This window comes from Streptomyces sp. NPDC005820 (assembly GCF_040630255.1).
Taxonomy (GTDB): domain Bacteria; phylum Actinomycetota; class Actinomycetes; order Streptomycetales; family Streptomycetaceae; genus Streptomyces.
The window spans coordinates 123,005-134,229 of the sequence record NZ_JBEXXE010000034.1 but is presented as its reverse complement, the minus strand read 5'-3'; the positions used below and the strand labels follow the sequence as shown (position 1 = coordinate 134,229).

Below are 11,225 nucleotides of genomic sequence, written 5' to 3'. Positions count from 1 at the left end.
CCCGCCCCCTTCGCTGCGCCCCGCGGGGTGGGGGTCGTGTGCGGCGTCCCGCACCCCGTTTCGCATGCCCGGGCGAACAGCCCGCGCACGGCCTCCGTGTGGGGTTCTGCACACTCTCCCCGCGCAGGTCAACGGCAAGTTGACGGCCCCGGAAGGGGCGTGGTGGACTGCCGGAGCCATGTACGACGGCAGAAGAGGAAGCCGGTGAGAATCCGGCGCGGTCCCGCCACTGTCACCGGGGTAGGTAGCCCCGGGAGCCAGGAACTCTCGCCGCCGGTCTCGTCGAACCAGGGCGTGGACACCCTGAGTGAGGACATATCGCCATGCTCGCCTGCCGTTTGAGTGCCTGCCGCGGGCAGGCTCTCAGGTACAGCCCAGGATCGCTGCCCGACCCCACGGCCGGCTGAGCCGATGCGAGCCGATCGCGTCTTCGCGTACGGCGCCGCCGCCGGACTCCTCGGTGACCTGCTCCTCGGCGATCCCCGCCGGGCGCATCCGGTCGCCGCGTTCGGGCGGGCCGCCGGCGCCGTGGAGCGGGTGCTGTGGCGGGACCACCGGGGGTGGGGCGCCCTGCACACCGCCGTGTGCGCCGGTGGCGCCTTGGCCCTGGGGGCCGCCGCCGAGAAGGTCGTACGCCGCTCCCCCGCCGGTTCCGTCGCCCTCACCGCCGCCGCCACCTGGGCCGTGGTCGGCGGGACCTCGCTCGTCCGGGAGGCCCGCACCATCGGGCGCGCCCTGGAGGCGGGTGACGTCGAGGGGGCGCGGGCCCGGCTGCCGCATCTGTGCGGGCGGGATCCGCAGGCGCTCGACGCCGACGGGATCGCACGGGCCGTCGTGGAGTCCGTCGCCGAGAACACCTCCGACGCCGTCGTGGGCGCCCTGGTGTGGGGTGCCGTGGGCGGAGTGCCGGGGCTGCTCGGGTTCCGGGCCGTCAACACCCTGGACGCGATGGTGGGTCACAAGTCGGCCCGCCACCGGCGGTTCGGGTGGGCCTCGGCCCGGCTCGACGACCTCGCCGGCTGGCCGGGGGCGCGGCTGACCGCCGTACTCGCCGCGGTGACCGGGGACGATCCCCGAGGCGCCGTACGGGCCTGGCGCCGGGACGCGGACCGGCACCCCAGCCCCAACGCCGGACCCGTCGAGGCCTCGTTCGCGGGGGCCCTCGGGGTGCGGCTCGGCGGGACGCTGGCGTACGGGGGCAGGGTCGAGCACCGGCCCGTGCTCAACGGGGAAGGACGCGCGGTCGCCACGGGCGACATCGAGCGGGCCGTACGACTCTCCCGGCGCGTCGGTCTGCTCGCGCTCGGCGTCTGTGTCGCCGGGCGACTCATCGCAAGGGGGCGCAGGTCATGAGCGGGGGTCTCCTCGTCGCCGGTACCACCTCCGACGCCGGCAAGAGTGTCGTCACGGCCGGGATCTGCCGGTGGCTGGTCCGCCAGGGGGTCGAGGTCGCGCCCTTCAAGGCGCAGAACATGTCGCTGAACTCCTTCGTGACGAGGGAGGGCGCCGAGATCGGGCGGGCGCAGGCCATGCAGGCGCAGGCCTGCCGTGTCGAGGCGACCGCGCTGATGAATCCCGTGCTGCTCAAGCCCGGTGGCGAGCAGAGCAGCCAAGTGGTGCTGCTCGGCAGGCCGGTGGGCGAGCTGAGCGCGCGGGGCTACCACGGGGGGCGGCAGCAGAAACTCCTCGGGACCGTTCTCGACTGTCTCGCCGAGTTGCGGGGCACGTATGACGCGGTGATCTGTGAGGGGGCCGGTTCTCCCGCCGAGATCAATCTCCGGCGGACCGACATCGTGAACATGGGGATCGCCCGCAACGCCGGGCTCCCGGTCCTCGTCGTCGGCGACATCGACCGCGGCGGGGTCTTCGCCTCCTTCTTCGGGACCGTCGCACTGCTCTCCCCCGAGGACCAGGCGCTCGTCGCCGGGTTCCTCGTCAACAAGTTCCGGGGGGACGTCTCGCTCCTGGAGCCGGGGCTCGACATGCTCCACGGGCTCACCGGGCGGCGGACGTACGGCGTGCTGCCGTTCCGGCACGGGCTCGGCATCGACGAGGAGGACGGGATGGGGGTCCGGAACTCCCGGGCCTCCGCCCCGGTCGGCGAGGACGTGCTGCGGGTGGCTGTGTGCGCGATCCCGCTCATGTCGAACTTCACCGACGTCGACGCGCTCGCCGCCGAGCCCGGTGTCGTCGTGCGGTTCGTGGACCGGCCGGAGGAACTGGCCGACGCCGACCTCGTGGTCGTACCGGGCACGCGCGGGACCGTCCGGGCCCTGGAGTGGCTGCACGAGCGGGGGCTCACGGACGCCCTGCGGCGCAGAGCCGCCGAAGGCCGGCCCCTCCTGGGTGTCTGCGGCGGCTTCCAGATCCTCGGCGAGCACATCGAGGACGAGGTGGAGAGCCGGCGGGGCCACGTCGACGGGCTCGGCCTGCTGCCGGTCCGGGTGCGGTTCGCCCGGGAGAAGACCCTCACCCGGCCGGTGGGGAAAGCCCTCGGCGAGACCGTCGAGGGGTACGAGATCCATCACGGGGTCGCCGACGTACAGGGTGGTGAGCCCTTCCTGGACGGCTGCCGGGTCGGGCAGACCTGGGGCACCCACTGGCACGGCTCGCTGGAGTCCGACGGGTTCCGGCGGGCGTTCCTGCGCGAGGTGGCGGCCGCCGCGGGCCGCCGGTTCGTGCCGGCCCCGGACACCTCGTTCGCCGCGCTGCGCGAGGAGCAGCTCGACCGGCTCGGCGACCTGATCGAACAGCACGCGGACACGGACGCGCTCTGGCGGCTCATCGAGTCGGGCGCGCCGCAAGGACTGCCTTTCATTCCACCGGGAGCGCCCGCATGAGCACTGTGTTGTTGTTGTCGACCGCCGACACCGATCTGCTGGCGGCCCGGGCCGCCACCGGCGCCGGGTACCGGATCGGCAACCCGACCCGCGTCGACGTCACGGACGAGCTGCCCGGTCTCCTGGACGGCGCCGACCTCGCCGTCGTACGGCTGCTCGGCGGCAAGCGGGCCTGGGAGGACGGGCTCGCCGCGCTGAAGGCGTCCGGGATCCCGACCGTGCTGCTGGGCGGCGAGAGCGTGCCGGACGCGGAGCTGATGGCCGAGTCGTCGGTGCCGGCCGGTGTGGTCGCGGAGGCCCTGCGGTACCTGGTCGAGGGCGGGCCCGACAACCTGACCGAGCTGGCGCGGTTCCTGTCGGACACCGTGCTGCTGACGGGTGAGGGGTTCGTCGAGCCGCGGAAGATGCCCGAGTACGGGGTGCACGGCTCCCGTGCGCGGGAGAGCGGCCGGCCGACCGTGGGCGTGCTCTTCTACCGGGCCCACGAACTGAGCGGCAACACCGGCTTCGTGGACACCCTGTGCGACGCGATCGAGGCGCGCGGCGCCAACGCCCTGCCCGTGTACTGCGGTTCGCTGCGGGGCGCGGACGCCGGGCTCTACGAGATCCTCGGCCGGACGGACGCCCTGGTCGCCACCGTCCTCGCCGCCGGCGGCACGCACGCCTCCGAGGCCTCGGCCGGAGGGGACGAGGAGGCCTGGGACATCGGCGCGCTGGCCGACCTCGACGTGCCCGTGCTGCAGGGTCTGTGCCTCACGTCGTCGCGCGCGACCTGGGACGAGTCGGACGCCGCCCTCTCCCCCATGGACGCGGCGATGCAGGTCGCGATCCCGGAGTTCGACGGGCGGCTCATCACCGTGCCGTTCTCCTTCAAGGAGCAGGGGCCGGACGACGTTCCGGTGTACGTCGCCGACCCCGAGCGGGCCGCGCGGGTCGCCGGAATCGCCGTACGGCACGCGCAGTTGAAGCACAAGGCGAACGCCGACAAGAAGCTGGCGCTCGTCTTCACCGCGTACCCGACCAAGCACTCGCGGGTCGGCAACGCGGTCGGGCTGGACACGCCCGCGTCGGCGGTGCGGGTGCTGGACGCGCTCAAGGACGCCGGCTACGACCTCACCGCGTACCCCTCCGAGGGCGACGAGCTGATCCACCGGCTGATCGAGGCCGGTGGTCACGACGTCGAGTGGCTCACCGAGGACCAGCTGGCCGCCGCGCCCGCGCGGGTGCCGCTCGCCGACTATCAGGCGTGGTTCGACAAGCTCCACCCCGAGCTGCGGGACGGGATGCTGCAGGCGTGGGGCGAGCCGCCGGGCTCGCTGTACGTCGACGGGGACGACATCGTGCTCGCGTCCCTGCAGTTCGGGAACGTCGTCGTGATGATCCAGCCGCCGCGCGGGTTCGGCGAGAACCCGATCGCGATCTACCACGACCCCGACATGCCGCCGTCGCACCACTACATGGCCGCGTACCGGTGGCTGGAGAACTCGTTCGGCGCCGACGCCGTCGTCCACATGGGCAAGCACGGCACGATGGAGTGGCTGCCCGGTAAGGGACTCGGGCTGAGTGGTGGCTGTGCTCCGGACGCCGTGCTCGGTGAGCTCCCGCTGATCTACCCCTTCATCGTCAACGACCCCGGCGAGGGCACCCAGGCCAAGCGGCGCGGGCACGCCACCGTCGTCGACCATCTGGTGCCGCCGATGGCCCGCGCCGACACGTACGGCGACCTGGCGAAGCTGGAGCAGCTGCTCGACGAGTACGCGCTCGTCTCCGACCTGGACCCGACGAAGGCCCCTGCCGTGCGGGCGCAGATCTGGACGCTGGTGAAGGCGGCCGAGCTCCACCACGACCTGCATGTGGACGAGCAGCCGGGCGAGGACGACTTCGACGAGTTCGTCATGCACATCGACGGCTATCTGTGCGAGATCAAGGACGTGCAGATCCGCGACGGGCTGCACATCCTCGGCGGCGGGCCGGTCGGCGAGCCGCGGGTGAACCTGGTGCTGGCCGTGCTGCGCGCCGCGCAGGTGTGGGGCGGGCAGGCGAACGCCCTGCCGGGGCTGAGGGCCTCGCTGGCCGCCCATTTCGGGCTGGTCGAGAAGGAGTTGCTGGCCGAGCCGGGCGCGCCGGTGAAGGTGCCGGTCGAACTGTCCGACCTCGTCGAGGGCCCGGCGCGGACGGCGGCCGACGCCATCGACCTGCTGGAGCAGCTGTGCCGGCGGGTCGCGGAGGGGATGGAGGAGCGCGACTGGACGGTCGCGGAGAGCCGTTCCCTCGCGCGTGAGGTGCTGGGCGCCGAACTCCCGGACGCGGTCGCCGTGCTGGAGTTCGCGTGCCGCGAGGTGGTGCCCCGGCTGGCGAGGACCACCGACGAGATCGGCCACATCCTCAAGGCCCTCGACGGCGGTTACGTCCCCGCCGGCCCCTCCGGCTCGCCGACCCGCGGTCTGGTCAACGTCCTGCCGACCGGCCGGAACTTCTACTCCGTCGACCCGAAGGCCATTCCGTCCCGGCTGAGCTGGGAGGTCGGGCAGTCGCTCGCCGACTCGCTGGTGCAGCGGTATCTGCAGGACACGGGCGCGTATCCGAAGTCCGTCGGGCTGACGGTGTGGGGTACGTCGGCCATGCGGACCCAGGGCGACGACATCGCCGAGATCCTCGCCCTGCTGGGCTGCCGTCCCGTGTGGGACGACGCCTCGCGCCGGGTGACCGGCTTCGAGGTGGTCCCCCTGGCCGAGCTGGGGCGCCCGCGGATCGACGTCACGGTCCGGATCTCCGGCTTCTTCCGGGACGCGTTCCCGCATGTGGTGGGGCTGATCGACGACGCCGTGCGCACGGTCGCCGAGCTGGACGAGCCCGCCGAGAGCAACTTCGTGAAGGCGCACGCCGACGAGGACACCGCCGAGCACGGCGACCGGCGGCGCGCGACGGCCCGGGTCTTCGGCTCCAAGCCGGGGGCGTACGGGGCCGGTCTGCTGCCGCTGATCGACGCCCGCAACTGGCGCTCCGACGCCGACCTGGCCGAGGTGTACGCCGTCTGGGGCGGCTACGCCTACGGGCGCGGGCTCGACGGGCGGGCGGCGCGCGGGGACATGGAGACCGCGTTCAAGCGGATCGCCGTCGCCGCCAAGAACGTCGACACCCGTGAGCACGACCTCGTCGACGCCGACGACTACTTCCAGTACCACGGCGGCATGGTCGCCATGGTCCGGCATCTGACCGGCGCCAGCCCCGAGGCGTACGTCGGCGACTCCGCCGTACCGGACCAGGTGAAGACCCGCACGCTGGGCGAGGAGACCCACCGGGTGTTCCGCGCCCGGGTGGTCAACCCGCGCTGGATGGCGGCCATGCGCCGACACGGCTACAAGGGCGCCTTCGAGATGGCGGCGACCGTCGACTACCTGTTCGGCTACGACGCGACGGCGGGCGTGGTCGACGACTGGATGTACGAGAAGCTCAGCGCCGAGTACGTCTTCGACCCGGAGAACCGGGACTTCATGAAGAAGTCCAACCCGTGGGCCCTGCGCGGGATCACCGAACGCCTGCTGGAGGCCGCCGAGCGCGGGCTGTGGGCGGAACCGGACGCCGACACCCTGGAGCGGCTGCGGGCCACCTATCTGGAGCTGGAAGGCGACCTGGAGGGCGACCAGTGAGCAGCAACCCCTTCCCCTTCACGGCCGTCGTCGGCCAGGACGACCTGCGGCTCGCGCTGCTGCTGAACGCCGTGTCACCGGCGGTCGGCGGGGTGCTGGTGCGCGGCGAGAAGGGCACCGCCAAGTCCACGGCCGTACGCGCCCTGTCGGCGCTGATGCCGACGCTGGACGTGGTCTCCGGCTGCCGGTTCTCCTGCGACCCCGGCTCCCCCGACCCGGCCTGCCCGGACGGGCCGCACGAGCCGGGCGCCTTCGAGACCCGGCCGGCGCGGATGGTCGAGCTGCCGGTCGGCGCCTCGGAGGACCGGCTGGTGGGCGCGCTCGACATCGAGCGGGCGCTCGCCGAGGGCGTCAAGGCCTTCGAGCCGGGACTGCTGGCCGACGCGCACCGCGGGATCCTCTACGTCGACGAGGTCAACCTCCTCCACGACCATCTGGTCGACCTGCTGCTGGACGCGGCGGCGATGGGCGCGTCGTACGTGGAACGCGAGGGTGTCTCCGTACGGCACGCCGCGCGGTTCCTGCTCGTCGGGACCATGAACCCCGAAGAAGGCGAACTGCGGCCGCAGTTGCTCGACCGGTTCGGGCTGACCGTGGAGGTGGCCGCCTCGCGCGAGCCCGACCAGCGGGTGGAGGTCGTACGGCGGCGGCTCGCGTACGACGACGATCCCGCGGGTTTCGCCGCGCGGTGGGCGGACGAGGAGGCCGCCGTACGGGCGCGGATCGTGGCGGCGCGGAAGCTGTTGCCGTCAGTGCGGCTGGGCGACGGGGCGCTGCGGCAGATCGCGGCGACCTGCGCGGCCTTCGAGGTGGACGGCATGCGGGCCGACATCGTGATGGCCCGGACCGCGACCGCGCTGGCGGCGTGGGAGGGGCGGACCGAGGTGCTGGCGGAGGACGTGCGCCGGGCGGCGCTGCTCGCGCTGCCGCACCGCAGGCGCCGCAACCCCTTCGACGCGCCGGGGCTCGACGAGGACAAGCTGGACCGGACGCTGGAGGAGTTCTCCGGGGAGGACGAGGACGACACGGATCCCGACCCCGACGGGCCCGGTGGGGGCGGCGGACAGCCGACGCCGGACGCCGGTCCGCAGGGCGGGGACTCCGGCGCGCGGCCCGAGGCGGGTGAGGACGGGCAGCCGCAGCCCTCCGGCGCGGGCGAGCAGTCGGCCGTACGGGCCGCCGAGCCGTTCCGCACCAAGGTGCTGAGCGTGCCCGGGATCGGGGAGGGGGCCGCCGGGCGGCGGTCGCGGGCGCGGACCGAGCACGGGCGGACCACCGGGGCCCGGCGGCCCCGGGGCACGCTGACCAAGCTGCATCTCGCGGCGACCGTGCAGGCCGCCGCCCCGCACCAGCGGGCGCGCGGTCGGTCCGGACCGGGACTGGTGGTGCGCCGGGACGATCTGCGGCAGGCGACCCGGGAGGGGCGCGAGGGCAACCTCGTGCTGTTCGTCGTCGACGCCTCCGGATCGATGGCGGCGCGGCAGCGGATGAGCGCCGTGAAGGGCGCCGTGCTGTCGCTGCTGCTCGACGCCTATCAGCGCCGGGACAAGGTGGGGCTGGTGACCTTCCGGGGGGCGGCGGCGGACGTCGCCCTGCCGCCGACCTCCTCGGTCGACGCCGCCGCGGCGCGGCTGGAGTCGCTGCCCACCGGGGGGCGTACACCGCTCGCCGCCGGGCTGCTCAAGGCGCACGACGTGCTGCGGGTGGAGCGGCTGCGGGATCCCGCGCGGCGGGCGCTGGTCGTGGTCGTGACGGACGGGCGGGCCACCGGCGGTCCGGAGCCGGTCGCGCTGGCCTCCAGGGCGGCCCGGCTGTTCGCGGCCGACGGGGTCGCGTCCGTGGTCGTGGACTGCGAGTCGGGGCCGGTGCGGCTGGGGCTCGCCGGAGAGCTCGCGGGTGAACTGGGCGGGACGGCGGTGACGCTCGACGAACTGCGGGCGGACTCCATCGCCGGGCTGGTGAAGGACGTACAGAGGAGGGCCGCGTAATGCCGCAGGGACAGCCGAGTGTCGTGCCCGATGACGGTCTGACGACCCGACAGCGGCGCAACCGGCCGCTCGTCGTGGTGCACACCGGGATCGGGAAGGGGAAGTCCACCGCCGCCTTCGGGCTCGCGCTGCGGGCCTGGAACCAGGGGTGGCCCATCGGGGTGTTCCAGTTCGTCAAGTCGGCGAAGTGGAAGGTCGGCGAGGAGAACGCGCTGCGGGTGCTGGGCGCCTCCGGCGAGGGCGGGTCCGTCGACTGGCACAAGATGGGCGAGGGCTGGTCCTGGGTGCAGCGCGACCTCCAGGGCGACAACTTCAGCAACGAGGAGAAGGCCCGGGAGGGCTGGGAGCAGGTCAAGCGGGACCTCGCCGCCGAGACGTACCAGCTGTACGTGCTCGACGAGTTCGCGTACCCGATGCACTGGGGGTGGGTGGACACGGACGAGGTCGTCGACGTGCTGCGGAACCGGCCGGGGACCCAGCATGTGGTCATCACCGGGCGGAACGCGCCCGAGAAGCTCGTCGAGTTCGCCGATCTCGTCACCGACATGTCCAAGGTCAAGCACCCGATGGACGCGGGGCAGAAGGGGCAGAGGGGCATCGAGTGGTGATGTCGTCCATCCCCCGGCTGGTCGTCGCCGCGCCGTCGTCCGGCAGCGGCAAGACCACCGTCGCCACGGGGCTGATGGCCGCGTTCGCCGCGCGGGGGCTCGCCGTGTCCCCGCACAAGGTCGGGCCGGACTACATCGACCCCGGGTATCACGCGCTCGCCACCGGGCGACCGGGGCGCAACCTCGACGCGTACCTGTGCGGGCCGGAGCTGGTCGCTCCGCTGTTCCTGCACGGGGCGCGCGGGTGCGACCTCGCGGTCGTCGAGGGCGTGATGGGGATGTACGACGGGGCCGCGGGGGAAGGAGAACTGGCGTCCACCGCTCAGGTCGCGAAACTGCTGGGGGCGCCGGTGGTGCTCGTCGTGGACGCGTCTTCGCAGTCGCGGTCGGTGGCGGCGCTGGTGCACGGGTTCGTCTCCTGGGATCCCGGGGTGCGGGTGGGGGGCGTGATCCTGAACAAGGTCGCGTCGGAGCGGCACGAGGAGTTGCTGCGGGAGGCGTTGGAGTCGGCGGGGGTGCCGGTGCTCGGTGCCTTGCGGCGGGCCGCGCAGGTGGCGACGCCCTCTCGGCATCTCGGGTTGGTTCCTGTTGCCGAACGGCAGTCGGCTGCGGTGGAGGCTGTCGCCTCCATGGGGGCGCAGGTTGCCGCGGGGTGTGATCTCGGCGCGTTGGAGGCGCTTGCCCGGGGTGCCGGTCCCGTACCAGGGGTCTCTGCCCCCTGGACCCCCGGCTTGCCCACCCACGGCCACCCGTCTCGGTTGGGCGAGAAGGCGGCCGACCAAGAGCGCAGGCCCGTTGTCGCCGTTGCCGGTGGGGCCGCGTTCAGTTTTTCCTATGCCGAGCACACCGAGCTGCTCACCGCCGCCGGCGCCGACGTCGTCCTCCTCGATCCGTTGCGGGACGAGCGGCTGCCCGACGGGACCGCCGGGCTGGTCATCGGGGGCGGGTTCCCCGAGGTGTACGCCGCCGAGCTGTCGGCGAACGAGCCGTTGCGGAAGGCCGTCGCCGCGCTCGTGGAGGCGGGGGCCCCCGTCGCCGCCGAGTGTGCGGGGCTGCTGTATCTGTGCCGGGAGCTCGACGGGCAGCCGATGTGCGGGGTGCTGGACGCCACCGCCCGGATGTCGGAGCGGCTGACCCTCGGCTATCGGGACGCGGTCGCCGTGAGCGACAGTGTGCTGGCGGCCGCCGGGACACGGATGCGGGGGCACGAGTTCCATCGGACGGTCGTGGAGCCGGGGGCCGGGGCGACCCCCGCGTGGGGCGTACGGACCCCGGAGCGGCGCGTCGAAGGCTTCGTACAACAAGGTGTGCACGCGAGTTATCTGCACACGCACTGGGCGGCCGAGCCCGGCGTGGCCCGTAGGTTCGTGGAGAGGTGCCGGACGTCATGAGCGAGCGCAGCAGGCTGGTCGGGGTCGGGGTGGGTCCCGGGGATCCGGAGCTGGTGACCGTGAAGGGCGTCAACGCGCTGCGGGCCGCCGATGTCGTCGTCGTGCCCGTGATGGACACCGGGGAGCAGGGGCGCGCCGAGGCGACCGTGCTGCACTACGTGGAGCGGGAGAAGGTCCTGCGGGTGGTGTTCGCGCTGAACGAGCGGACCGACCGGGGGCGGCGGGAGGCGGCCTGGGACGCGGCCGGGGAGCGGGTCGCCGAGCTGTTGCGGCGGGACGGGAGCGTCGTGGCGTTCGCGACCATCGGGGATCCGAACGTGTATTCCACGTTCACGTATCTCGCGCAGACGATCGCCGAACTGGTGCCGGGGACGGACATCGAGACCGTCCCGGGGATCACCGCCATGCAGGACCTCGCCGCGCGCTCGGGCGCCGTGCTCACCGAGGGCACCGAGCCGCTGACGCTGGTGCCGGTCACCGCCGGGTCGGCCGTGCTGAAGGACGCGCTGGCCGGGCCGGGGACGGTCGTGGCGTACAAGTTCGGGCGGCAGGCCGCCGAGGTCGCCGAGGCGCTGCGGGAGACCGGGCGGATCGAGGACGCGGTGTGGGGGTCGGCGCTGGGTCTTGAGCAGGAGTCCATCCGGCCGGCCGGTGAGCTGGACGGGGAGCCGCTGCCGTATCTCTCGACGCTGATCGCGCCCGCGCGGCGCGAGGGCGGGCGGGGCGGCAAGCTGTGAGAGCGGGCAGC

General features: G+C 73.5%; 7 protein-coding genes and 1 riboswitch. All 7 genes read left to right on the top strand.

Annotated elements, in window-relative coordinates:
- Nucleotides 1-154 precede the first annotated feature (154 nt).
- Nucleotides 155-290: riboswitch (cobalamin riboswitch) on the top strand.
- 121 nt (nucleotides 291-411) lie between these two features.
- From ABZ464_RS35145 to cobI, 7 genes are read left to right on the top strand one after another with little or no spacing between them, the layout of a single operon-like run.
- Nucleotides 412-1,353: a cobalamin biosynthesis protein gene (locus ABZ464_RS35145; protein WP_359283996.1), complete on the top strand. Its 942-nt coding sequence runs from the start codon at nucleotides 412-414 to the stop codon at nucleotides 1,351-1,353.
- Nucleotides 1,350-2,840, top strand: a complete 1,491-nt coding sequence (locus ABZ464_RS35140; protein WP_359283993.1) for a cobyric acid synthase — start codon at nucleotides 1,350-1,352, stop codon at nucleotides 2,838-2,840. Before ABZ464_RS35145 ends, ABZ464_RS35140 begins: the two co-directional genes overlap by 4 nt.
- Nucleotides 2,837-6,490 (top strand): cobaltochelatase subunit CobN, encoded by a 3,654-nt coding sequence (gene cobN, locus ABZ464_RS35135; protein ID WP_359283990.1) that lies wholly within the window; start codon nucleotides 2,837-2,839, stop codon nucleotides 6,488-6,490. Before ABZ464_RS35140 ends, cobN begins: the two co-directional genes overlap by 4 nt.
- Nucleotides 6,487-8,478, top strand: coding sequence for a putative cobaltochelatase (locus ABZ464_RS35130; RefSeq protein ID WP_359283987.1), 1,992 nt, complete (start codon nucleotides 6,487-6,489; stop codon nucleotides 8,476-8,478). The genes cobN and ABZ464_RS35130 overlap by 4 nt, the downstream gene beginning before the upstream one ends.
- Nucleotides 8,478-9,086 (top strand): cob(I)yrinic acid a,c-diamide adenosyltransferase, encoded by a 609-nt coding sequence (cobO, locus tag ABZ464_RS35125; RefSeq protein ID WP_359283984.1) that lies wholly within the window; start codon nucleotides 8,478-8,480, stop codon nucleotides 9,084-9,086. The genes ABZ464_RS35130 and cobO overlap by 1 nt, the downstream gene beginning before the upstream one ends.
- Nucleotides 9,086-10,477: a cobyrinate a,c-diamide synthase gene (locus ABZ464_RS35120; protein ID WP_359283982.1), complete on the top strand. Its 1,392-nt coding sequence runs from the start codon at nucleotides 9,086-9,088 to the stop codon at nucleotides 10,475-10,477. The genes cobO and ABZ464_RS35120 overlap by 1 nt, the downstream gene beginning before the upstream one ends.
- Nucleotides 10,462-11,214 (top strand): precorrin-2 C(20)-methyltransferase, encoded by a 753-nt coding sequence (cobI, locus tag ABZ464_RS35115; protein ID WP_359283980.1) that lies wholly within the window; start codon nucleotides 10,462-10,464, stop codon nucleotides 11,212-11,214. The genes ABZ464_RS35120 and cobI overlap by 16 nt, the downstream gene beginning before the upstream one ends.
- Nucleotides 11,215-11,225: the final 11 nt, after the last annotated feature.